Source organism: Terrisphaera buseokensis, assembly GCF_047521145.2.
GTDB lineage: Bacteria > Verrucomicrobiota > Verrucomicrobiia > Opitutales > Opitutaceae > ER46.
Map to the genome: position 1 here is coordinate 2,736,058 of NZ_CM134186.1, position 22,898 is coordinate 2,758,955.

Annotated in this window: 18 protein-coding genes and 1 tRNA gene; 14 read left to right on the forward strand and 5 right to left on the reverse strand. The window is 62.8% G+C overall.

The annotated features are described in order from the left end of the window. Positions 1 to 51 precede the first annotated feature (51 nt). The 10 genes from pth to ACLJEU_RS10065 all read left to right on the forward strand — a co-directional run bounded on the left by pth (position 52) and on the right by ACLJEU_RS10065 (position 10,395). Positions 52 to 633, forward strand: coding sequence for an aminoacyl-tRNA hydrolase (gene pth, locus ACLJEU_RS10020; RefSeq protein ID WP_414664826.1), 582 nt, complete (start codon positions 52 to 54; stop codon positions 631 to 633). Then, entirely contained in the window at positions 630 to 926 is a 297-nt protein-coding gene (locus ACLJEU_RS10025) for a 30S ribosomal protein S6 (protein WP_414664827.1), read from the forward strand. Before pth ends, ACLJEU_RS10025 begins: the two co-directional genes overlap by 4 nt. Before the next feature lie 31 nt (positions 927 to 957). After that, a complete protein-coding gene (locus tag ACLJEU_RS10030; RefSeq protein WP_414664828.1) occupies positions 958 to 1,440 on the forward strand; it encodes a single-stranded DNA-binding protein in 483 nt (160 codons plus the stop codon). 100 nt (positions 1,441 to 1,540) lie between these two features. Next, positions 1,541 to 2,095 (forward strand): 50S ribosomal protein L9, encoded by a 555-nt coding sequence (gene rplI / locus ACLJEU_RS10035; RefSeq protein ID WP_414664829.1) that lies wholly within the window; start codon positions 1,541 to 1,543, stop codon positions 2,093 to 2,095. Positions 2,096 to 2,240: 145 nt separating this feature from the next. Beyond that, the gene (dnaB, locus tag ACLJEU_RS10040; RefSeq protein ID WP_414664830.1) at positions 2,241 to 3,638 is read left to right on the forward strand and encodes a replicative DNA helicase; all 1,398 of its coding nucleotides are present in this window, start codon (positions 2,241 to 2,243) and stop codon (positions 3,636 to 3,638) included. A gap of 4 nt (positions 3,639 to 3,642) precedes the next feature. Then, positions 3,643 to 6,009 (forward strand): outer membrane protein assembly factor BamA, encoded by a 2,367-nt coding sequence (gene bamA / locus ACLJEU_RS10045; protein ID WP_414664831.1) that lies wholly within the window; start codon positions 3,643 to 3,645, stop codon positions 6,007 to 6,009. A 39-nt stretch (positions 6,010 to 6,048) separates the two neighbouring features. Then, positions 6,049 to 6,720 carry an OmpH family outer membrane protein gene (locus ACLJEU_RS10050; protein ID WP_414664832.1) on the forward strand — a complete coding sequence of 224 codons (672 nt, stop codon included), beginning with the start codon at positions 6,049 to 6,051 and terminating at the stop codon, positions 6,718 to 6,720. 127 nt (positions 6,721 to 6,847) lie between these two features. Further along, positions 6,848 to 7,900 carry a UDP-3-O-(3-hydroxymyristoyl)glucosamine N-acyltransferase gene (lpxD, locus tag ACLJEU_RS10055; RefSeq protein ID WP_414664833.1) on the forward strand — a complete coding sequence of 351 codons (1,053 nt, stop codon included), beginning with the start codon at positions 6,848 to 6,850 and terminating at the stop codon, positions 7,898 to 7,900. Positions 7,901 to 7,930: 30 nt separating this feature from the next. Continuing rightward, positions 7,931 to 8,878, forward strand: coding sequence for a ribose-phosphate diphosphokinase (locus tag ACLJEU_RS10060; RefSeq protein WP_414664834.1), 948 nt, complete (start codon positions 7,931 to 7,933; stop codon positions 8,876 to 8,878). Positions 8,879 to 8,952: 74 nt separating this feature from the next. Continuing rightward, a complete protein-coding gene (locus ACLJEU_RS10065; RefSeq protein ID WP_414664835.1) occupies positions 8,953 to 10,395 on the forward strand; it encodes a Do family serine endopeptidase in 1,443 nt (480 codons plus the stop codon). Positions 10,396 to 10,460: 65 nt separating this feature from the next. Here ACLJEU_RS10065 and pyrE read toward each other — a convergent pair whose 3' ends face one another. Beyond that, a complete protein-coding gene (gene pyrE, locus ACLJEU_RS10070; protein ID WP_414664836.1) occupies positions 10,461 to 11,036 on the reverse strand; it encodes an orotate phosphoribosyltransferase in 576 nt (191 codons plus the stop codon). Positions 11,037 to 11,118: 82 nt separating this feature from the next. On the opposite strand from pyrE, the gene ACLJEU_RS10075 reads away from it, so the two are divergent. Next, on the forward strand, positions 11,119 to 11,967 hold the full coding sequence (locus ACLJEU_RS10075) for an MBL fold metallo-hydrolase (protein WP_414664837.1): 849 nt from the start codon (positions 11,119 to 11,121) through the stop codon (positions 11,965 to 11,967). Positions 11,968 to 11,975: 8 nt separating this feature from the next. On the opposite strand, the gene ACLJEU_RS10080 is transcribed toward ACLJEU_RS10075, so the two are convergent. From ACLJEU_RS10080 to ACLJEU_RS10090, 3 genes are all read right to left on the reverse strand, one after another. Then, a tRNA-Pro gene (locus ACLJEU_RS10080) sits at positions 11,976 to 12,052 on the reverse strand. 199 nt (positions 12,053 to 12,251) lie between these two features. Further along, positions 12,252 to 15,950 carry a CHASE domain-containing protein gene (locus ACLJEU_RS10085; protein WP_414664838.1) on the reverse strand — a complete coding sequence of 1,233 codons (3,699 nt, stop codon included), beginning with the start codon at positions 15,948 to 15,950 and terminating at the stop codon, positions 12,252 to 12,254. Between the two features lie 447 nt (positions 15,951 to 16,397). Next, on the reverse strand, positions 16,398 to 17,144 hold the full coding sequence (locus ACLJEU_RS10090) for an SDR family oxidoreductase (RefSeq protein ID WP_414664839.1): 747 nt from the start codon (positions 17,142 to 17,144) through the stop codon (positions 16,398 to 16,400). 130 nt (positions 17,145 to 17,274) lie between these two features. Between ACLJEU_RS10090 and ACLJEU_RS10095 the strand changes: the two genes are divergently transcribed. The 3 genes from ACLJEU_RS10095 (at position 17,275) to ACLJEU_RS10105 (ending at position 21,317) form a co-directional block, all read left to right on the forward strand. Continuing rightward, positions 17,275 to 18,120 carry a sugar phosphate isomerase/epimerase family protein gene (locus ACLJEU_RS10095; RefSeq protein ID WP_414664840.1) on the forward strand — a complete coding sequence of 282 codons (846 nt, stop codon included), beginning with the start codon at positions 17,275 to 17,277 and terminating at the stop codon, positions 18,118 to 18,120. A 93-nt stretch (positions 18,121 to 18,213) separates the two neighbouring features. Further along, entirely contained in the window at positions 18,214 to 19,767 is a 1,554-nt protein-coding gene (locus tag ACLJEU_RS10100) for a sulfatase family protein (RefSeq protein WP_414664841.1), read from the forward strand. Next, positions 19,764 to 21,317, forward strand: a complete 1,554-nt coding sequence (locus ACLJEU_RS10105; protein ID WP_457795369.1) for a sulfatase — start codon at positions 19,764 to 19,766, stop codon at positions 21,315 to 21,317. Before ACLJEU_RS10100 ends, ACLJEU_RS10105 begins: the two co-directional genes overlap by 4 nt. A gap of 111 nt (positions 21,318 to 21,428) precedes the next feature. Here the strand turns inward: ACLJEU_RS10105 and ACLJEU_RS10110 are convergent, their stop codons facing one another. Then, on the reverse strand, positions 21,429 to 22,469 hold the full coding sequence (locus ACLJEU_RS10110) for an integron integrase (RefSeq protein ID WP_414664843.1): 1,041 nt from the start codon (positions 22,467 to 22,469) through the stop codon (positions 21,429 to 21,431). Positions 22,470 to 22,898: the final 429 nt, after the last annotated feature.

Sequence of the window (22,898 nt, forward strand, 5' to 3'; positions counted from 1 at the left end):
TGCCGCTCCGCCGCGATTGCGCGGCGGAGTCAGGCGAATGTTCTTTGAGTCATGTTCCTCTCGCTCGTCGCCGGTCTGGGCAATCCAGGCCGCGATTACGATCAATCCCGCCACAACCTCGGCTGGGTCGTGCTCGACGCTTATGCCAAGAAGCACGGCGTCGCCTGGAAACACGCCCCACAGTTCAACGCCGACGTTGCTCGCAGGGAAATCGGTGGCCGGACCCTCTGGCTGATCAAGCCGCTGACGTTCATGAACGAAAGTGGCCGGTCGGTCGGTGCGATGGCTCGGTTCTACAAAATCGATCCTCCGCAAATCGTCGCCGTCTATGACGATCTCACCATCGATCTCGGATTGATCAAGGTGACGGCAACGGGCAGCGCCGGCGGCCACAACGGTGTGGCCAGCCTGCTCGAGCATCTCGGCGGCGGATTCGTTCGCTACCGGCTGGGCATCGGCCCGAAGCAGCCCGCGCAGATGGAACTCTCAGACTTCGTCCTCGGAAAATTCACTCCCGAACAACAGATCCTCGTCACTCAAAAACTCGACACGTACGTCCAAGGCCTCGAATTGCTGCTCACCCGCGGCGTCGAGCCGGCCATGAACCAGCTTAATCGCAGAGACCCAAAATGAAACCGACCAACCGTAATTACCGCGCGACCTTCATCCTCGATAACCGGGGCAAGGAGGAGACCATCGATCAGATCGTCGAAAACGTGAAGAAAGTCATTGCCGACGTGAAAGGCGAAGTCACCGGCGTGGAAAACATCGGCAAGAAGGACTTCGTCCGCGTCACGGACAAGAAGCTCACCAGCGGCGCCTATGTGCACGTGAACTTCACCGCGCCGGCCGATGCACCCGCGAATTTGCGGGAAAAGTTGCGGCTTAACGGCAGCGTTTACCGCACGTTCATCCAGTCCGCCTAACTTCGTCCGGCGTTTAGCGCCATTCCCACGCATGCCTTCACTCAACAAAGTCCTCCTCATGGGCAACCTCACGCGCGATCCTGAATTGCGCGTGACGCCCAAGGGTACGCCGATCTGCCAGTTTTCATTGGCGATCAACCGGCAGTTCAAGATGGAGTCGGGTGAGAGTCGCGAGGAAGTCATCTACGTTGATGTCGAGGCATGGGGCAAACAGGGTGAGACGATCGCCAAGTACTGCACCAAGGGCCGTCCGCTCTACGTGGAGGGCCGTCTCCGGCTCGATCAGTGGGAGGACAAGAATACGAAGGAAAAGCGCAGCCGCATGAAGGTCGTTCTCGAGCAGTTTCAGTTTCTCGGGGATAGCCGGGGCGGCGGGGCAGGTGGCGGCGGCGCGCCTGCCGGCGATATCGATCAGACCGGAGGCAGCTCGCCCGAACGGCATGCTCCGCCTCCGCGCAGTGCGGGTCCGAAACCCGCGGCTCAGGAAAATTTGGACGAAGACGTTCCGTTCTAAGTCCCTTCAATCCATAGTAGCGGCGCCAACTTGGCGCCGTCGGTCCCACAACGGCGGGATCGCGACACCCACAACGTTAACATTTCAACTCAATACGATCATGGCTCATAGCGAAGTTCTCCTCGTCAAACCCGTCGAAGGCCTCGGCGGCGAAGGCGATCAAGTCAAAGTACGCGCTGGCTACGCCCGCAATTATCTCCTGCCCCGCAAGATTGCAGTGCCGCTCACCGGCGCGAATCGCAAGCAGATCGATGCGTTGAAAAAGCGCCGCGCCGAGCGCGAGCAGTCTGACCTCAACGCGGCCCAGGAGCTCGCGAAGAAGCTGGAGAAGACGAGCCTCGCGTTCGCCGTGAAGACGGGCGAGGGCGGCCGGATGTTCGGCGCCATCACCGCGCAGGACGTGCACGAGAAGCTCACCGCTGCGGGCGTCGAGCTCGACAAGAAGAAGATTCATCTCTTCACGCCGGTGAAGACCCTCGGCAAGCACACGGTGAAGATCAAACTTCACGCGGACGTCGCGGTCGATGTTGCGTTCGACGTCGTATCCGAGAATCCGATCGAGCCCGCCGCGGTCGAGGAAGCGCCCGCCGGTGACCGCACCGAAAAGCGCTCCGATCGTCCTGAGCGTCGTCCCCGCAAGGACACCAAGGAATAAGGTTGGCGCCATTTATCCGGAGGCCGCGTCCGCTTGTCGGACGCGGCCTTCGTGCTTGTGAACAGTTGGGCGGTTGATTCTGAGCAACTCCACGTTGCCTTCACCGTCCGCGTTCGCTCGGATTCGGACTTCGTTCAGGTCCCGCATGGTACAAGAAACCTCCAGCAACTCCCCCCGCTCGTTCTCCGGCAATTCCGCCGGGGGCGCCGCCGGCCGGATGTTGCCCCACAGTCTGGAAGCGGAGGAGTACCTGCTTTCGTGTTGTTTGCTCGACGGCAAGGATGTGCTTTCGCGGTGTCTCGAGGCCCGGATTCGCGCTGAGTCGTTCTATGATCCGAAGCACGGTCTGATCTACGAGCGCCTGCTGGATCTCTACAATCGTCAGGAGCCGATTGACATCTCCGTCGTCGCGGAGGAGCTGAAGACCGCGCGTCAGCTGGATCAAATCGGCGGCTACGCGTTTCTGGCGCAGGTCAGCAGCCGGATTCCCACCACGGCCCAGGCGGGATACTTCATCGAGAAAGTCCGCGAGCAGGCTTTGCTGCGTGAAATCATCCGTTCCGCCACGGGTGCGGTCGAGGAGTGTTACGGCTTTACCGGCGGCATCGACGAGTTCGTCGACCAGATCGAAGCCAAGATTTTCAGCGTCACTCAGAATCGCGTGAGCGAAAGCGCCAAGCAGATGCGCGAGCCGACGCGCGATGCGATGAGCGTCATCAACAAGATGATGATGAAAAAGGGCGAGCTCACGGGAGTGTCGTCCGGCTTCAAGGATCTCGACGCTTTCATGTGGGGCTTTCAGAAGCAGGAAATGATTGTGCTGGCCGCGCGCCCCTCGATGGGCAAGACGTCGCTCGCGCTGAATTTTGCCGAGGCAGCCGCGCTGCCGAAAAAGGGACCGCCGGCGGCCGTGTTGATTTTCTCGCTGGAAATGGGCGCCGCCCAGCTCGCGTTGCGCATGCTGTGCTCGCGCGCGCGGGTGAACATGAAATTGCTGCGCGACGGGCTGCTGTCCAAGAACGGCGACGAGCAGAACCGCCTCGTGGAGGCGGCGGACCAGTTTTCCAAGGCGCCCATCTTCATCGATGATTCGAGCGCAATCTCGATCATGCAGCTTCGCGCCAAGGCGCGGCGCATTCACTCCCGCACGCCGCTTGGCTTCATCATGGTGGATTACTTGCAATTGCTCAGCCCGACGGACCCGAAGGTGCCGCGCGAACAGCAGGTCGCCGAGGCCTCGCGCGGTTTGAAGGCGATTGCGAAGGAACTCGACGTGCCCGTGCTTGTATTATCCCAACTCAACCGATCGTCCGAAAAGGACAATCGAACACCCAAACTATCCGACTTACGCGAATCTGGTTCGATCGAGCAGGACGCCGACGTGGTCCTGATGCTTGCCCGTCCCAGAGACGCCGACGAAAAGTTCCAAGTAGCCGCCGACTCGGCCGAGTTAATCGTTGCCAAGCAACGAAACGGCCCGGTAGGAGAACTGAAACTCACTTTCCTTCGAGACATCACCCGCTTTGAAAACTTTCATCAGTAACCCTGTGCGCAGGGTCGTTTCCTTGTGTCTCGCGGTCGTTGGGTTGCTGGCAGCGGGTGTCACGCCGGCGGCAGCGCAGGGCTTTGCCCCGCAACCGCAGCAGCAGCAGGGTCAGCCGCCTGCCCAAGCCTACAAGGTCGGGACGGTCACCATCAAATTCGTCGGCACGGCGAACGTGAACGAGCAGGTCGTCCGCGCCAACATGCAGATCCGCGAAGGCGGCGAGTTCGACGAAGTCATTCTCGATCGCGACATCCGTTCGCTCTACCGCACGGGTCTTTTCGAATTCATCGAGGTCAAGCACGAGCCCGTTGACGCCCAGACCTTCAACCTCGTCGTTGAAGTCACTCCGAAGTTCCGCGTCTTGGCTGTGCGCTTCGAGGGCAACCAGAAGGTGAAGAGCAATCGACTCGAGAAAGAGGCGAAGGTCCGTCCGAACCAGGCGCTCGACGAGCGTCAGGTGAAGGAAGACGCCGAGAAGCTGCGCGAGTATTACCAGAAAGCCGGCTATAATCAGGTCTCGGTAAATTATACCATTGAGCGCGATCGCGTCGGTGGTTTCGGCACCGTGGTTTTCAAGATTCGCGAAGGTGCGAAGGTGAAGATCGCCGACATCAAGTTCGTCGGCAATGCGCACGTGTCCGCGCGAAAGCTGCGGGGTGTCATTGAAACCAAGAAGTGGTGGCTTTTCTCCTGGCTGACCGGTTCCGGTCGCTTCAAGGACGATCAATTTGAGGACGATCTGGAAAAGCTCCGCGATCATTTCCGCGAGCAGGGTTACCTCGACGTCGAGATTCCGCAGGACAAGGTGCTGTTCAACTATCCCAGCCCCGGGAAGCTCGTCCTCGTCGTGAACATCGAGGAGGGACGCCAGTACCGCATCGGCGAGATCTCCTTCTCGGGCAACAACCTTTTCAATTCCGCGCTCCTCAAGCGCGTCGTGCGCCAGAAGCCGGGCTTCGTGTTCGTGCCGTCAAAGGTCGATGCAGATCGTCAGCGGCTCGATGACTTCTACGGCAAGGACGGCTACCTCGACACCCGCATTCAGTTGTTGCGCAAACCGAACGTCGCGACCGGGGCGATCGACCTCGAGTACAAGATCAACGAGAGCGAGCGCTTCAGCGTCGAGTCGATCGTCGTCGAGGGTAACACGAAGACGAAGAGCACCGTAATCCTCCGTGAACTCGTGCTCGGGCCCGGCGATGTGTTCAGCACGGTGCTGATGAAGATCAGCCAGCTGCGTCTGGATAACACGCGCTTCTTCGAGAGCGTCGATGTCACGCCGCAGGAGACGAACATTCCCGGACGCCGCAACATGCGCATCGCGGTCCGCGAAGGGCGGACCGGCAATCTCACCTTCGGTGCGGGCTTCAGTTCGCTCGAGCGTGCGACGCTCTTTGCCGAAGTCTCGCAATCCAACTTCGATCTTTTCAACCGGCGCTCGTTCTTCCAAGGCGACGGCCAGAAGTTCCGCCTCCGCATGCAGCTCGGCTCGCTGTCGAGCGAAGTGGTGCTGTCGTTCGAGGAGCCGTGGCTCTTCCAGAAGCAGCTCGGTCTCGGTTTCAGCGTCTTCCGCACGAGCTCCGAGTACAACTCCACGTTCTACAGCCAGATTCAAACCGGCTTCGAGGTCTACCTCCGCAAGCACCTGTGGGAACTCTGGAACGGCCGCCTTTCGTACACCTACGAAATCTTCGATATTCAGGATATTTCGCCGTCTGCGTCCTCGATCATTCAGGCGCTCGCGGGCAGCAATGCGTCCTCGAGCATCGGCCTGCAGCTCGAGCGTGATACGCGTGACAAGATTATCAATACGACCTCGGGCAACCGCGTGGAGGTGAACTTGAAGTTCGCCGGCGGTCCGCTCGGCGGCAGCAAGATCAACAACAACTACAGCCTCGAGTTCCGCGGTTCGCAGTTCTTCCCGGTGTTCGAGACGCAGACCCAAGTACTCAGCCTGATCGCGCGCGGCGGCGTGGTGCAGAACTTCGGTGATGCGGCGGATGTACCATACTACAACAAATGGTACCTCGGCGGTCCCACGACGCTGCGTGGTTTCGAGTTCCGCGAAGTCGCGCCGCGCGACGCGTTCAACGAGCCCATCGGCGGCAAGACCTACGGTTTCTTCAGCGCCGAGTACTCGCTCGATATCGTCAGCCCGATTCGTTTCGCGATCTTCTACGACGCGGGCTTCGTCAATCGCGGGGCCTATGACTTCAACCCGGCCTCCTACAACGACAACTTTGGCTTCGGTCTTCGCCTCTTTGTTGCAGGAGCTCCGCTGAGCCTCGACTTCGGTATTCCGATCACGGGCGACGCGCTGAACAAGAAGGGGAACCAATTCAATTTTTCCTTTGGCACCCGGTTCTGATTCTGCTCCATTTTTCGACTCCATTCTCCAATACCTAACATGAAGAATTCCATCAAATCCCTTGTCGCAATCGCGGCATTTGGCGCGTTCGCCCTCGGCGCGTTCGCCCAGCCCGCGGTCAAGGTTCTCGTCGTTGACATGGCGAAACTCTACGACACGCACTACAAGACCGTTGAGCAGAACGCCAAGATCCAGGCCGACGACCAGAAGGCGCAGGAAGAGGTCGAGAAGATGAACAAGGACGGCAACGCGCTCGTCGAAGAGTACAAGTCGCTCAACGACCAGTCGAACAACCCGGCTCTGTCCGCGGACGCCAAGGCCAAGGCCCAGGGCGCGGCGCAGGCCAAGCTCGAGGCAATCCAGAACAAGCAGCGCGAAGTGCAGACGTTCATCCAGAACACCCGCAACTCCCTCGGTCAGCGCCTCAACACCTTTCGTAGCCTGATGCTTGAGGAAATCAGCAAGGTCGCGGCCGACGTCGCGAAGCGCAAGGGCGGCAACCTGCTCCTCGACAAGGCCGGTCCGACCGCGATTGGCATTTCGAACATCGTTTATGCCGATGCCGCTTTCGACATCACGGACGACGTGATGAAGGAAGTGAACAAGGATCGTCCGGCTGGCGCGGCCACGGCCGCTCCCGCCGCGGCTCCGGCCAGTCCTTCTGGCGCCCCGGCCGTTTCCGTTCCCGGACTCGGCGGCGCGAAGAAGTAATCGCCCGCTCTGTTGTCTCTTTCGACCCCGCTCGTTTCGAGCGGGGTTTTTTTGTGCCCGCTACCGAGGGCGGGAGCCGCTTGTTTGCTGAATTGCACGTCAGCTGGAAACCACCACGCTCGCGCCCATGCAGGTCTCGTTTACCACCGGGGAAATCGCCACCATCACTCAAGCCACCGGCCAGCGCGGTTCGACCACCGAAGTCATTCGCGGAATTTCCGGATTGGCGAAGGCTTCAGCGGGCGACCTTTCTTTCCTCGGCAACGCAAAATACAAGGCTGAGGTGGCCACGACGCGGGCGTCGGTCGTTTTGCTCCCCGCCGACTTTACCGGTGAACCGCCGCCTGGGCAGTTGTACCTGTTCGTGGAAAATCCGTCCGTCGCGCTCGCCCGGGTGTGTGCTCACCTCGAGCGGCTGCTTTGGCCCAAGCCTGCGACGGGCATTCATCCCTCGGCGTGGGTGGACGCGACGGCCACGGTCGCGGCGACCGCAACGATTGGCCCGATGTGCATCGTGGAGGCAGGTGCGGTCATCGGAGAGCGGGTGCACGTGCAGGCGCAGGTGTTCGTGGGCCGCGCGGCCAAGATCGGCGACGACTCGTGGCTGATGCCCGGCGTGGTGGTGGCGGCGGAGTGTCGCATCGGTCAGCGAGTGCAACTGCAGCCCGGGGTGATTATTGGCGGTGATGGTTTTGGCTACGAATTCGTCCAGGGCCGGCACGAGAAGGTGCCCCAAGTGGGCGCGGTGGTGGTCGGCGATGATGTCGAAATTGGTGCCAACTCCACCATCGATCGCGCCCGTTTCAGCCAGACCGTGATCGGGGACGGGACCAAAATCGACAATCTGGTTCAGATTGGCCACAACGTCCAAATCGGCCGGCATTGCATGATCTGCGGTCAGGTGGGAATTTCCGGCAGTGCGAAGATCGAGGATTATGTCGTCCTGGGCGGGCAGGCGGGGGTGGCAGGTCACATTACCGTCGGCAAAGGAGTGAAGGCGGGCGGGAAGTCCGGCATCAGCTCCGACGTGGCACCGGGGAGCTTCATCAACGGTAATCCGGCGATTCCCTACCTGCTGGAGCGCCGCATCGCGATCCTGCACCAGCGTCTCCCTGAACTCTTCAAACGGGTCGACTCTTTGGAAGAACAGCTCGCCGATGCAAAAAAGACTTCCTCCTGAAGGCTGCCGCCCCAACATGCGACTCCACCCATGAGCGCCTCGCGGCTTAAGATCTTCACCGGCAATTCCAACCGTCCTCTCGCCGAGGAAATTTGCCGCTCGATCAACGAGCCTCTCGGCGAGGCGACGGTGACAAGTTTCCCGGACGGCGAGTCGTTCGTGAAGATCAACGAGAACATTCGCGGGCACGACGTCTTCATCATCCAGTCGACCTGCCCGCCGACGAATCATAATCTCGTCGAGCTGCTGATCATGATTGATGCGGCGCGACGCGCGTCCGCCCAGCGCATCACCGCGGTGCTTCCATTTTATGGATACGCGCGCCAAGATCGGAAGGACCAGCCGCGCGTGCCGATCACGGCGAAGCTCGTGGCGAACTTGATCGTCGCGGCCGGCGCCAACCGGGTGCTCACGATGGATCTGCACTCGCAGCAGATTCAGGGCTTCTTCGACATCCCGGTCGATCACCTCTACGCGTCGCCGGTCTTCTTCAAGCATCTCGCGGACACCCGCCGGGAAAATTTCGTGGTCTGCTCACCCGATGTCGGCGGCATGAAGATGGCCGCCGCCTACGCCGATGTGCTTGGTGCGGGCCTCGCCCTCGTAGCCAAGAAGCGCACGAGCGCGACCAAGGTGGAGGCGATCAACGTCGTCGGTGAGGTCAACGGCTGCGATGTTCTCCTCGTCGATGACATTACGGAGACCGCCGGCACGCTCAGCGCAGCGGCCAAGATCCTGCGCGAACACGGCGCGCGCAGCATTCGCGCTGCGGTCAGTCATTGTATTCTCAACGAGGTCGCGATCGACCGGCTGAAGAGCGGCTTGATCGACGAATTGATCACGACGAATTCGACGCCCATCAACAGTCATGGAATTCCCGTGACGGTGTTGAGCATCGCCTCGCTGCTCGGTCAGGCCATTCAGCGCATCAACAGCAACGAGAGCGTGACGAGTCTGTTTCGCGTCAAGGGCTTCTAAGCCGGCATCGCGATCCTTCTCGTCCGCTGCCAGCCGTCCGGAACCTGTCTCCCGTCAGTCTGTCGTTCGCTTCCATGTCCACTTCGCGTTTCGCCCGTCTGGTCATGTTCGTCGCGGCGCTGGCCGCCACCGGTCCGCTCTTCGCCGCCCGCGCCCGCGAGACCAAGAAGGCGGCCGAGCCGGTGCCCAAACCGGCCGTGCGCTTCGATCACAGTCCCGTGGGCGACGGCGCGAAGTCCGGCCTCGTGATGAGTTATGCGGACGTCATCGAGCCGGCGCAGCGCGCGGTCGTCTCCGTTTACTCCACCAAGATCGTCAAGGAACGGATCGCGATCGATCCGTTCTTCCGCCGCTTCTTCGGCGACATCCCCGATCAGGAACGCGAGAGCAAGCAGGAGGGCCTGGGCTCCGGGGTGATCGTCACGGCCGACGGCTACATTCTGACCAACAATCACGTCGTCGAGGGTGCGGATGAACTCAAGGTCACGCTCGCCGACGATCGCGACTTCATCGCCAAGGTCATTGGCAGCGATCCGAAGACCGACATCGCGGTGTTGAAGATTGAGGCGAAGGATCTGCCCACGGTGGCGTTTGCCGACAGCGACAAACTGCGGGTGGGCGATATCGTCTTCGCGATGGGCAACCCGCTGGGCGTGGGCCAGACGGTCACCATGGGGATCGTTTCCGCCAAGGGCCGCAGCAAGCTGGGCCTGCTGGAGAACGTTTCCGGCTATGAGGATTTCATCCAAACGGACGCAGCGATCAACATGGGCAACTCCGGTGGCGCGCTCGTGGATGCCCGGGGACGGTTGATTGGCATCAATAGCGCGATCCTTTCGCCCTCGCGCGGCAACATCGGCATCGGCTTCGCGATCCCCATCAATCTCGCCGGATTCATCATGAACAGCCTGGTCGAGCACGGCACGGTGGCGCGTGGCTATCTCGGCGTTACGAGTGACACCGTCACGGCCGATGTCGCCGAGCAGCTCGGATTGCCGAAGGACACCCGCGGCGTGGTGGTGACGGATATCGATCCGGACAGTCCCGCGGAAAAAGCCGGGCTCAAACGCACCGACGTCATCCTCGCGATCAACAATCACCCTATCAGCACGTGGGAGGAGTTGCGGTTGCTGGTGTCGCAGGTCGTGCCGGAGACGAAGGCTGTCTTCAAGGTCGTGCGCGACGGCAAGCCGCGCACGGTCGAGGTGATGCTCGGGCAGGTGACGGAGAACCCCAACGAGTTCCTCGCCGGAGTGGACGTCACGCCGCTTACGCCGGAGCTGCGCCGCCGTCTGCGGATTCAGGATCCGCGGATCACGGGTCTCGTCATCACGGGCGTGGCGGAGGACTCGCCGTTCCGTGAGCGTCTCGCCGCCAATGTGGTCATTCTCGAGGTGAATCGTTCGGCGGTGCCGGATCTCGCGACGGCCCGGGCCAAACTTGTGCCGGGTCGTAATCTCCTCGCGATCTATGACGGGCGGGGAATCCGGTTCGTCGTGGTTACGGTGCCAAAGTAAGGCCGTGACCATGGTGCGCGCCCTTTGGGGCGCGCCGCGCCGCGATCCCGCCGCGGCCTTTATATTCAGCTTCCCGGTTTCTGCACCGGAATTTTTGCGAGCCAGTCGGGGACGTTATCGGCCGGATACGTTGGAAAGCTGAGTTCGAGCAACGACACGGCCGGGACGGCGAACCGGGCGCTACCCGCGCTGCGATCCACCAGCATGGCGATGCCCGTCGTGGTGCCGCCTGTCTGGCGGACCAAGTCGAGGCATTCCACCACGCGGCCGCCCCGTGTGACCACGTCTTCCACCACCAGGACCGGTTCGCCGGGGCGCAGCGTGAAGCCGCGGCGCATGACGAGGACGTTGTTTTCCTTTTCCGCGAAAATGAAACGAGCGCGGGCCTGGCGCGCGACTTCCTGTCCAATGACCAGTCCGCCCATCGCGGGCGCGAGGACGGTCTCGAATTTCAGACCCTGGCTGCGCACTTTCTCGAGGAGGAGTTCAGCCAGGCGCTCGACGGCGTCCATGCGCTGGCAAACCTGCGCGCACTGGAAATAGTGGCCGCTGTGCAGGCCGGAACGCAGCACGAAATGGCCTTCGAGCAGCGCGCGGGTGCGGGTGAAGATGTCGAGAATCTCCTTCTGGCGATCGTCCATGGCGTCGACGCTGTGGCATGCGCGGCAAAAAACAAAATCAATTTTGCTTGTTGGGGGCAGGCTGCCCTACGCTGTCCGGGTCTTGAACAATACGCCGTCACTCCCGTTGGAAGATGAACTCGGCGACGTGCTGGACAAAGCCATGCGTCGCGCCGGGATCACCCCGGAGGCATTGGCACTGCGAACCGGCGTGGCGCTCGGACGCATCTGCGATGCGGTCGACTATCGATCGGATCTGAGCTGCGACGAACTGCGGCGGCTCGCGGCCGTCCTGAAGTTGAACGAAGTGGGCTTGTGCGCCCTCGGGAGCGGACAATATCCGCAGCCCGCGCTCGGCGCGCTGCCGTTTTCCGTCTGGCCGTTGCGGATGCCGCACGGCATCGGCGTGGCCAACGCGTATCTGGTTGGTGAATGCGGCTCGTCCCGCGGGATTCTGTTCGACACCGGTGCGGGCATCGACGCGTTGTCGGCGGTGTGGCCGCCGGCGATTCGTTCGCTCGATGCGGTGTTTCTCACCCACGTCGAGCCGGAGCACGCCGGCGGTCTCTGCGATGTGGTGGCGAAGTTTGGCGCGCCGAAGGCCTGCATTCCCGACGGCGCGGTGGCGCCGTGCGGGCAGGGCATGGGCGAGGGGATGTCCGCGCGTTTCGGCGGACTCGAAGTCACGGCCTTTGCCACGCCGGGACACGCGGCGGCGCATAATTGTTACCTCGTGAAGTCGGGTACGGCGCGAACGGAGTCGGCGTTGCTGGTGTCCGGCGATCTCGTCTTTGCCGGATCGGTCGGCGGCGCCTTTTTCTCCCACGAGAAACTGCAGGCTAATCTGCGCCGGATGCTGGCGATGGTTCCGCCCAGCACGATTATCGCTCCGGGCCACGGCCCGTTGACGACTGCGGAGAACGAACTCCGCTACAACCCGTTCGCTGGCTGACAAGAAAATGGTCGGGGCGGCGAGATTCGAACTCGCGACCTCTACGTCCCGAACGTAGCGCTCTACCAGGCTAAGCTACGCCCCGACTTGAACTTGTTCGTTTCAACGCCTGTAACAGGCCGAGGAAACGTACCAAAGTGAACTGGTGCTAAAGAACTTCGCCGCCGTAACAGCGACGAGAAGGTCCATGGATGGGTGGATTGCACTCCGCGTTCAAGGACAATCTTGCACCAAGATTTTTTTCGCACGCCAGGCGTGGATTTATCCCGCCACGAACGGCGCGATCACACCGGGGCGGACGACGTGATCGGTCGGGCACGCGCCAGGGCTGCGGCGAGATCCGGGGCTTTGATGGGCTTGCTCAGGTAGTCGTCCATGCCCGCCAGCATGCACTGCTCGCGATCGCCCTCCATCGCGTTGGCGGTGAGTGCAATGATCCATGGCGCGGGCCGGCCGTCGCTCTGCGCCGCGCGAATGCGACGGGTGGCCTCGAGGCCGTCCATCTCCGGCATTTGCACGTCCATCAGAATGATGTCGTAGGTCTGGCGTTGGATCGCGGCCAGGACCTCGAGGCCATTCGCCGCGGTATCGGCGCGATAACCGACGCGGGCGAGCATGTGCAACGCCACCTTCTGGTTCACGGGATTGTCTTCGGCGAGGAGCACGTGGCCCGCGTTGGACGCCGGGGCGTCGGCCGGTGCGGTCGCCGCCGGCGTAAATTTGGAGAAGGGCGGGACGGAGCCGAAGACTTTGACGATGGCGTCGAACAACTGCGACGGTTTGGCCGGCTTGTTGAGAATGGCGGCAAACAACGCCGCCTCCTCCCTGACCGGCTGGCGCCCGAGCGATGACAACAAGATGAGCGGCAGTGTGGTGCCTGCGGGCTGTTTTCGGATTTCGTGCGCGAGGGTGATGCCGTCCATCTCGGACATCTGCAGATCGAGGATGGCGAGATCGAAGCGCTCGCCCTCCTGCAGCCGGCGCAGCGCGGCCCGCCCGCTTTCCACGACCGTTGGCTTCATGCCCCACTTGCCCGCCAGGGCCGAAAGAATGCGGCGGCCCGCGGCGCTGGGCTCGACCACGAGCAGGCGCCGATCCTGTAGTTGTTGCCGCGATACGGGCAGGAAGGGGCGCGATCCGGCTGACACCCATTCCGAGGGCAGCGTGAAACTGAAGGTGGAGCCGTGGCCCTCCTCGCTCTCGACCCACATGCGTCCGCCCATCGCCTCGGCGAGACGTTTGCTGATGGCGAGACCCAGGCCGGTGCCGCCGTACTTGCGGGTCGTCGACGCATCGACCTGCGTGAAGGAGGTGAAAAGCTGGCTCTGCGCCTCGCGCGGAATGCCGATGCCGGTGTCGCGGACGGAGAACAGCAGCTCCGGTTCGCCTGTATCCGAAGACCGGGCACGCACGATCAGCTCGACCTCGCCCCGTGCGGTGAATTTCAGCGCGTTGCCGAGGAGGTTCACCAGGATCTGCCGCAGCCGCGTGATGTCGCCGCGCACCGCCACCGGCACGCCGTCGGCAATTTCGTACAGCAGATCGAGGCCCTTCTGGGCGGCGCGGCCGGCGAGCAGGTCGAGCGCGCTCTCCACGCACTCGCGCACGCTGAATGGCTCGCACTCGAGCGTCATTCGGCCGGACTCGATTTTCGAAAAGTCGAGGATGTCGTTGATCAGGTCGAGCAGCGTCTCGCCGCTCGAACGCACGATTTCGGTGAACTCCCGCTGCTGGGCAGTGAGCGTGGTGTCGAGCAACAGTGACGTCATGCCGATCACGCCGTTCATCGGCGTGCGGATTTCGTGGCTCATGGTCGCGAGGAACTGGCTCTTGGCGATGTTGGCCTGTTCCGCCTTCAGCACCGCCTGCTGCGCGGTCGCGATCGCTTCCTCGAGCTTGGTGTTGAGATCCTCGGCCTCGATCCGCGCCTGCTGCTGCTCCGTGATGTCGACGAGCACGCCGCACCAGACCTTCGTTCCGTCCGCTTGGCGCGAGGCCGAGGATCGGGCGTTGATCCAGCGCGAGGTGCCGTCCGGAGTCGCGACGCGAAACGTGTGCGCCCACGGACCGCAGGTGGCGATCGCCTGTTCGAGGCGTTCTCGCACCGACGCGCGGTCGTCGGGGTGCACCCCGGCGAACATCCGCATCGGGCGTTCCATCATGCCCGTCGGCTCGCGTCCGAACAGCGCTCGGAAGCCCGCGCTCAGAAAGGTGAACGAACGCCGTTGATCGGGCGTCACCTCAAACTGGAAAATCACTCCGGGCGCGTGCGCCGTCAGCGCACTGAGCCGCTGTTCGCTGGCCGTCAGCTTCTGCTCGGCGGCCTTGCGTTTGCTGATGTCATTCACGACTGCCATGTAGCCCGTGATGGCGTCGTCCACGTCGTGGAGCGGCTGCACTTCAATCGCGACCCAGTAGGGTTTCCCTGACTTGTGATAGTTGACGATCTCGACCTTGAAGCCCGCCCCGAGCTTCAGCCCGAGCCGCATCTTTTCTATGGTCATCGCGTCCGTCTCGGCCCCTTGCAGGAACGACCCCGGGACGCGGCCGCGAACCTCGGGCAGCGTGTAGCCCGTGATGCGATGGAAGCCGTCGTTCACCCATTCAATCCGGCCCTGCGGGTCGGTGATGATGACGGCATTGGTCGTCCGGCTTGCCACCATCGCGAGTCGGCGCGCCTCCGCTTCGCTGGCGCGCAACTCGGCCGTCATCCTGCCGGCGAGAGCGAGGGCACTCGATCGGCCGAGACCCAGCGAAAGCACCATGCCGGAAAGCAGCAGGCTCACCACGACTCCACCGAGACCGATCAGGTTCGGCAGTGCTGACGCCACGCTCTGGTCAAATTTCGGCGTGCCGGAAATGAAAAGGGTCCATTCCCGGCCACCGACCTGCACCGACATTGCGCGCTGAAAACGACGCCGGATCGGAATCGCGCCGGTCGTCGCATCGGTTGCGGCCACGAGCACATGGTCGAGGTCGAACAGGAGATTCGCGCGGCTTGGGATGGCGCCGTCGTAAACCTCGAGGTCCAACATCTGATCCGTTTCGGCGTCGATGTTGTCCAGCACGCCGTCGATCACCATCGGCGCGTAGACGAGTCCAAGGAGGGACGCCTCGCGTTCCTCCGGAGTGGTGAGGCGTCGGCCGTTTTTGTAGACCGGCAGGACGTAGAGGAAGCTGGGTCGGGCCTCGGCATCCTGCAGCAGTGTGATCCGGGACGTGAGAGTGGGTTCGCCGCTCCGCATCGCGCGCTCGATCGCCGCCCGACGGGCTGGCTCCGATCCGGCGTCGAAACCCAAGGCGGGCCGGTTGGCGGCCAGGGGTTCGACGAATTTGATCACATACAAGTCCGGCGCGTCGCCCGTCGTCTTGATGACGAAGTCGGCGGCGTCATCAGCGCGGACCTCTGCGAGAAAGCCCGCGAGGTTCGATCGCGCGACCCGCTCCATGAAACCGAGGCCGAGCGAACCGGGAAATTCCGCGGTGAGATCGCGCGAGGCCACGCAGGTGCGAAACTCGGCCCGCTCGATCGATTTGCTGGCCGCGTAGATGCCGCTCAGGCCGCGCAGACCGCTCGCGACCTGCGCCATCCGCCGGTGGACAGTGCCGCTCATGCGCTCGGCCTGACGTTCAAACTGCGACGTCGCTTCCGCGTCGTAGTGTTTCTTGGTCAGGAACGAGCCCAGTGCCGTCATCGCCAATCCGGCGGCCAGCGTCGCGCTGACCAGGATGAGCGTCGTGCGAGAGCGGCGATTCGCGGGCGTGTGCGTGGCGCCCGAGTTCTGTGGCGCGGCGGTCGCATAGCGCCACAGCGCCAGCGGCCCGGCCAGCAGGCACACCAGCGTCGCGTTGAGCAGAGCCTCCGAGACGCCGTCCAGATTCGGCGCAAAGCGCGGCACGATCGTCAGCGCGCAAAGTTGCGCGACAACGACTGCAGCCAGAATTTCGAGGAGGAGTCGGGGACTGTTGATCTTGGGAAGCACCGAGAGACGCTCTAACGCTCTCCCTACGACACAGATAATAGGTAACTTTAGGCGCACTCCGTACCCTCTATCCCACCTGACGCTGACCCCGGTGAAACGGCGGAAGCACTCGCGCTCGAGGCAGTTGCGCCGCCGGTGGTGCCAATAGATGCTTCACTAGGCTTCGCCGGCCCTGCGGATATCACCAGGCCATTGAGTCAACGCCAGCGCTCGGCGGCGTAAGGCGGCCACATTTCACAGCTTCCGGCGCACGGATCGCCGGTGCCGCGCGCCTCGACCGCCGCCCCAAGCAGCTACTCCGCTCCGCACGTTTGCTCCGGCATCGCCTCGGTCTACACCGCTCGTTCCACCAACCCGTTTTCAAGGTCCAGCATCCCGAATCCCTCTCCACTATCCAGACTCCGGCATTCAGTTTCCGGTCTCCGGTCTCAGGTTTCCGGTTTTGCCTCAGCCCGTCCATGGCCGTGACGGCCGGATCAAAATTTCCTCGACCGTTGCGCGCTCCGGCAGGCTGGCGACAAACCACACGCAGGCCGCGATGTCCTCCGGCTGCATCATGCGGGCGCGCGCTTCCGCCGCCGGTGGCACGGGACGCTTGTTCAGCAGCGAGGTGTCGATGTCGCCGGGAAAAATGCAGCACGCGCGAATACCATTCGGCCGCTCCTCGGCGTTGATCGTCTGGGTGAGCCCCGTCAGCCCGAATTTGGAAACGACATAGGCCGCGCCCGCCTTCGCCGAGGCCTGTTTGCCGGCTTCGGAGCCGACATTCACGATCGTGCCCGCGCCTTGCTTGCGCATCGCGGGGAGGACGGCCTGAACCAGATCGAGCACGCCGTTGACGTTGGCGTCCATGACCGCCGTGTAGTCGGCGCGTGAGAGTTCGCTGAGCGACCGTACCGGAATATTGTTGCCCGCGGCGTTCACCAGCACGTCGACGCGGCCCCACTGGGCGAGAATCGTCCGGGCGGTCGTCGCGATGGCCTGCGGGTCAGCCAAGTCGCAAGGCAGCGTGAGGATGCGTGCACGTGAACCAGCGGGAGCTTTTTTCCGGGTCTCGGCCAGAGCGTCGGGGCGGCGGCCGAGCAACGCGACGCGCCAGCCTTGCGCGGCAAACTGGAGAGCGGTGGCGCGACCGACACCGGAACCGGCACCGGTAATGACTGCGACGGGAAGCGGGGATTTCTTGGCGGGCATGGAGGGGAAATTCAGTGATGCGGGTCGCACGCGCTCAAGCGAGATCGAATGCGCGCAGGCGGACGGGGAAATTTGCGCGGGCCGGGCTTGCCACGCGAACGTCCGAATCTACGTTTCCGTTTCCCCCAATATGAGTCGCTCCTCCTTGTTTCAGATTGCAGCGCTCGCTGCGCTTCTCGTCGTCTCGCCCTTCGCGTCTGCCGCCCCGGCGGCTGCGCCCAAAGCGGGCCTCTCGCTTGGAATTCAGACGTGGACCTGTCGCAACATGGACTTCGATCAGGTCGTCGCGTTCGCGCAGAAGCACGGCATCACGCAGCTCCAGTTGATCAGCAAGCACATCGATCCCAAGGGGCCGAAGGAGGAGACGCTCCGCAAGAAGGCGATCCTCGATCAAAGGGGGCTCACGGCCTACACGTTCGGTGTGAACGGCACCTCGATGGACAAGGAGTCGAACCGGAAGCTCTTCGAGTTCGCGAAGCTGATGGGCATCCAGGTCATCATCGTCGAACCGAAGAACATGGCCGAATGGGACAATCTCGAGGAGCTCGTGAAGGAGTACGACATCAAGCTCGCGATCCACAATCACGGCACCGGTTCCGTCTACGGCGACCCGGCGACGGTGAAGAAGGTCCTTGCCTCGCGTGACCGCCGCATCGGCGTGTGTCTCGATGTCGGTTGGGTGACCGCCGCCGGCTTCGATGCCGCCGCGGTGTTCCGCGATTACGGCGACCGCGTGTACGACATGCATTTCAAGGACAAGGTCATCGAGACCTCCGCCGACGGAAAGAAGACGCCGGTCGATACTGAAATCGGCAAGGGCAAGGCCAACTACGCCGGACTCTTTGCCGAGATCAAGCAGAGCAAGTGGTCGGGCGTGCTGGCGATTGAAACCGACAGCAAGGCCTTCGCCGAGGATCCGAACCGGCTCGTGGCCGAGGCGAAGACCTATTTCGCCTCGATGGTCGGAAAGAAGTAAACGCGGGCGTTCCTGGCGCCGCCGCGTGTTTCGGTTTGCACTGATTCAACCCCTGACGGGCCGCGTCGGCTCGTTGCTCGAAGGATTTTCCCCATGAAACTCACCCTCGCATTTGCCGGGGCGGTGTTGACCGCGGTCGTTGCTACCGCCGCGGTCTCGCGCCCGCCCAACATTGTTTTCATCTTCACGGACGATCACGCGTATCAGGCGATCAGCGCCTACGGCGATGCGCGCAAGCTCCTCGATACGCCGAATATCGATCGCATTGCCAAGACCGGCATGCGCTTCGATCGCTGCCTGGTCCCCAACTCGATCTGCGGCCCCGCGCGCGCCACGATCCTGACGGGAAAGTACAATCACCTGAACGGATTTCCCAACAACTCGAACTCCACGTTTGACGGCGCGCAGACGACGTTCCCGAAACTCCTGCAGAAAGCCGGCTATCAGACCGCCATCGTCGGCAAATGGCACCTCGGTTCTGACCCCACTGGCTTTGACTTCTGGCAGATTCTGCCGGGGCAGGGGATTTACTACAATCCGCCGATGATCCGCCAGGGCGAGCGGATCGAGGTTCCCGGATACGTCACCGACATCATCACCGACACCTCGCTTGGCTGGCTGGACAAGCGCGACAAATCCAAGCCATTTCTCCTGATGTGCCAGCACAAGGCCCCGCACCGCGAGTGGGCGCCCGCGCTCCGGCACTTGAACGCCGACAAGGATCGCGTTTACGACGAGCCGGCAACGCTGTTTGACGACTATTCGGGTCGTGGCATCGCTGAGCGCGATCAGGACATGACGATTGCGAAGACGATGAACGATCGTGACGTGAAGCTCACGCCGCCAAACAACCTCACGCCTGAACAGCTGAAGGAGTGGAACGCCTACTACGAGCCGCGCAACGCCCGCTATCGCGCCGCGAATCCGCAGGGCAAGGATCTCGTCCGCTGGCGGTATCAGCGCTACATGCACGACTATCTCGCGACGCTGCGCTCCGTCGACGAGAGCGTCGGCCGGATTCTCGACTATCTCGATCGCGAGGGCCTCGCGGAAAACACCATCGTCGTCTACGCGTCCGATCAGGGTTTTTATCTCGGCGAACACGGCTGGTTCGACAAGCGCTGGATCTTCGAGGAGTCGGTGCGCACGCCCTTCATGGTCCGTTGGCCTGGCGTGTCCAAGCCCGGAACTGTCAGCAAGGACATCGTTTCGAATCTCGATTTCGCCGAGACCTTTCTCGACGCGGCCGGACAACCGATTCCGGCGGATATGCAGGGCCGCAGCCTGCGCGGGATCTTGTCGGGCCAGCGCCCGGCCGATTGGCGCACGTCCTTCTACTATCAATACTACGAGTGGCCGACGCCCCATCGGGTGCGCCCGCACTACGGCGTGGTGACGGATCGCTACAAGCTCGTGCGTTTCTACGGCACCGGTGAGGACTACTGGGAGCTCTTCGATCGCGAGAAGGATCCGCACGAATTGAAGAGTTATTACGACGATCCCGCCTACGCGAAAACGCGGGCCGAACTGGAGAAGGAACTGGCGCGACTCCGCGTTGAGGTCAAAGCGCTGGACGACGTCCCGCCGCGCTTCTTCGGCAACCAGGGCGCCGGTGGTCAGAAGAAGAAAGCCAAGGCCAAACAATGAACGCATTCACCTTCCACCGGTTTCCTCGCGAGCGTGAGCGTGTGCACGCGTCTGCGGTCGGCACGCGCCTGAGCTGTTTTCTATTCGCTCGCACTCTGCTCTGCGCCCTCCTTCCGGCGGTCATCGCCGTCACGGCGACGTTCACGCAGGCTGCGTCGGCGAAGAAAACCAACGTTCTCTTCATCGCCGTCGACGACATGAACAACGATCTCGGCTGCTATGGCAGCCCGATCGTGAAGTCGCCGAACATTGATCGGCTCGCGGCGCGCGGCGTTCGTTTTGAACGCGCGTATTGCCAGTTTCCGCTCTGCAGCCCCAGCCGTTCGTCGATCATGACCGGCCTGCGGCCCGACCAGACGCGAGTCTTCGATCTGCAGTACCACTTCCGGACCGGGATGCCCGACGTCGTGACGTTGCCGCAGCTTTTCATGCGCAACGGCTATTATGCCGCGCGCGTCGGCAAGATTTACCATTATGGCAACCCGGGCGATATCGGCACGAGTGGCCTCGACGATCCGCCGTCGTGGCGGGAGTTCGTGAATCCGGCTGGGACGGACAAGACCACGCTGGAGCCCGACATCACCAACTACACGCCGCAACGTGGCCTCGGATCCGCGATGTCGTTTCTCAGCGATGCCAAAGGGCGCGATGAGGATCACACCGATGGCAAGGTGGCCACCGAGGCGATCCGTCTGCTCGAGCAGCACAAGGACGAACCCTTCTTCCTCGCGGTCGGTTTCTACAAGCCGCACACGCCGTATGTCGCGCCGAAGAAGTATTTCGATCTGTATCCGCTCGAGAGCATCGATGTGCCGAAGGTTTCAGCCGACTATCCCAAGACCGTTCCGGGGCCGGCGTTACTTTCGACGCGGCCTTGGCCCAACTTCGGCGTCACGCACGAGCAGGCTCGGCAGACGAAGCAGGCCTACTACGCCGCCATTTCCTTTGTCGACGCGCAGATCGGCCGGGTCGTCTCCGCGCTCGATCGCCTCGGCCTGCGCGAGAACACCGTGATCGTTTTCTGGAGCGATCACGGATATTCGCTCGGCACGCACGGTCTTTGGATGAAGCAGAGCTGTTTCGAGGATTCGGCGCGCGTGCCGATGATCATCGCCGCGCCGGGCCTGACCGCGGGCGTTGCTTCGCCGCGACTGGTGGAGCTCATCGACGTTTATCCGACGCTCGCCGATCTCGCCGGCCTTGCTCTCCCGACGAAACTGCCCGGGGCGTCGCTGCGCCCGTTGCTCGCCAAGCCCGACGCCGCGTGGAGCCGTCCGGCGTTCACGCAGGTAGAGCGCGGCGGCTTCCCCGGTCGCAGCGTTCGCACGCCCCGCTGGCGTTACACCGAGTGGGACGAGGGCAAGCAGGGCCGCGAACTCTACGACCACACCTCCGACCCCGGTGAAATGAAAAACCTGGCCGCCGACGGTCAGCACGCCGCCGTCATCGCAGAACACCAGGCCTTGATCAAAGGCAACTGGCCGGAGCGCGTGACCGGGGGCAAGGCCGAAGGCGGCCGGAAGCGGAAGGCCAACGCGAAGGCGAACTAGTCCCGCGGACTTCGCCGGCATGGTACCGACTCCGTGAATACCGCGGAGTCGGCCAGCTCTCTCCCGTTAAGGGCCGCATCCTCTCGCCGGCACATTGCGGTGCCGGGCGTCTCACGGTCGCTGTGGTCCGGCGTTAGGTGGACGCGGCGTCGACTCGGTTTTGAGCAGATCGAACGGTGAGCGCACGCCGAGCCCCGGCTTCTGCATCACGTGCGTATAGATCTGCGTGGTCTCGACGCTTTCGTGTCCGAGCAGGTCCTGCACCGTGCGGATGTCCACGCCGCTTTCGAGCAGATGGGTGGCGAACGAATGCCGCAGCACATGCGGCGTTACCCGCTTCGCGATACCCGCGGAGCGTGCGGCGGCGCGGATGGCGTTTTGAAACGTGCCGTCGAGCACGTGATGGCGTCGGCGCTGGCCGGACGCGGGATCGATGGCGGTTTCGCGCGACGGGAAGAGCCACTGCCATTCCCACTGTTCGCCGGCGCGGCCGTATTTCCGATCCAAGCCTTCCGGCAGCCACACCCCCGGTAGACCGGCCTCCCGGTCGGCACGGAAGAGGGGAGCCAGGCGCTCGAGTTGTTCGATCAGTTTGGGTTTGAGTGACTCCGGCAGCACGGTGATGCGGTCCTTGTCGCCCTTGCCGGCGAAGACCTTCAACTGACCGCGGTCGAGGTCGAGATGGTGCACGCGCAGTCGCAGCAGTTCCATCAACCGCAGGCCGGCGCCGTACATCAATTCCGCCATCAGCCGACTCGTACCTGGGATTTGGGTGAAGAGGCGTTGACATTCGTCGCGTGTGAGGACCGTCGGCACCCGCCTGCGGGCGAACGCGCGGTGAAAGTCGATTTCACCCGGGTCGCGGTGAAGCGCCTCCTTCAGGAGAAACATCAGCGCGTTCAGGGCCTGCTTCTGGGTCGAGGCGCTCGCGCGCTGTTCGATCGCGAGCTTGGAGAGAAACGAAGCGACATCGGAGCCGTCGGCTGCGTACGGCGATCGCGGGTTTAGGTGTTGGGCGAACCGGTCCGCCCATTGCCGGTAGGTCGTCTCGGTTCGCCACAGGAAGCCTTTCTTGCGCAAGGCGCCGATCAAATCGCGTTCCCAATCGGCGCCGCCCAGATCCTGCGCTGCCGGCGGGGGAATTGAGGGCATCGAGGCGCGTCCCCGTGCTTCGCGTTGCCCATCCTGATCCCTGCCGTCGCTGGCAGACTCATTCGGCGCAGGGGCCGCGCGAAAAAACCATCGCAGGGCCTTTCGTGTTTCCGAGTGCGGGCCGAAGCCGCGGCGATCGAGGTACTGTTTGGCGAGGGCGACGGTGGCGGGGGCATTTTCGCGTCTGCAGTGGTGAAGGAACGCGGCGATGGCGCTGAGGAAGGTGTCTTGGAGTTCGAACGGGATCTCGCTTTGAAACAGGGTCTCCTGCCAGTGCGGGAACGAAACTGGGGTGTTTTCCGCCGGAAACGGCGTGCCGTCTAAAGCCATACTCGCAGTTGAGCTTTACGCGGCGCCTGTCGTCACGCCTCGCGCCTCCCCAATTCCAAGTACACCACCTCCCCAAACTTAGTGCTCAACAAATTACCG

Coding starts and splice junctions, on each gene's coding strand:
- pth (WP_414664826.1), top strand. CDS start 52: ATGTTCCTCTCGCTCGTCGCCGGTCTGGGCAATCCAGGCCGCGATTAC.
- ACLJEU_RS10025 (WP_414664827.1), top strand. CDS start 630: ATGAAACCGACCAACCGTAATTACCGCGCGACCTTCATCCTCGATAAC.
- ACLJEU_RS10030 (WP_414664828.1), top strand. CDS start 958: ATGCCTTCACTCAACAAAGTCCTCCTCATGGGCAACCTCACGCGCGAT.
- rplI (WP_414664829.1), top strand. CDS start 1,541: ATGGCTCATAGCGAAGTTCTCCTCGTCAAACCCGTCGAAGGCCTCGGC.
- dnaB (WP_414664830.1), top strand. CDS start 2,241: ATGGTACAAGAAACCTCCAGCAACTCCCCCCGCTCGTTCTCCGGCAAT.
- ACLJEU_RS10050 (WP_414664832.1), top strand. CDS start 6,049: ATGAAGAATTCCATCAAATCCCTTGTCGCAATCGCGGCATTTGGCGCG.
- lpxD (WP_414664833.1), top strand. CDS start 6,848: ATGCAGGTCTCGTTTACCACCGGGGAAATCGCCACCATCACTCAAGCC.
- ACLJEU_RS10060 (WP_414664834.1), top strand. CDS start 7,931: ATGAGCGCCTCGCGGCTTAAGATCTTCACCGGCAATTCCAACCGTCCT.
- ACLJEU_RS10065 (WP_414664835.1), top strand. CDS start 8,953: ATGTCCACTTCGCGTTTCGCCCGTCTGGTCATGTTCGTCGCGGCGCTG.
- pyrE (WP_414664836.1), bottom strand. CDS start 11,036: ATGGACGATCGCCAGAAGGAGATTCTCGACATCTTCACCCGCACCCGC.
- ACLJEU_RS10090 (WP_414664839.1), bottom strand. CDS start 17,144: ATGCCCGCCAAGAAATCCCCGCTTCCCGTCGCAGTCATTACCGGTGCC.
- ACLJEU_RS10095 (WP_414664840.1), top strand. CDS start 17,275: ATGAGTCGCTCCTCCTTGTTTCAGATTGCAGCGCTCGCTGCGCTTCTC.
- ACLJEU_RS10100 (WP_414664841.1), top strand. CDS start 18,214: ATGAAACTCACCCTCGCATTTGCCGGGGCGGTGTTGACCGCGGTCGTT.
- ACLJEU_RS10105 (WP_457795369.1), top strand. CDS start 19,764: ATGAACGCATTCACCTTCCACCGGTTTCCTCGCGAGCGTGAGCGTGTG.
- ACLJEU_RS10110 (WP_414664843.1), bottom strand. CDS start 22,469: ATGCCCTCAATTCCCCCGCCGGCAGCGCAGGATCTGGGCGGCGCCGAT.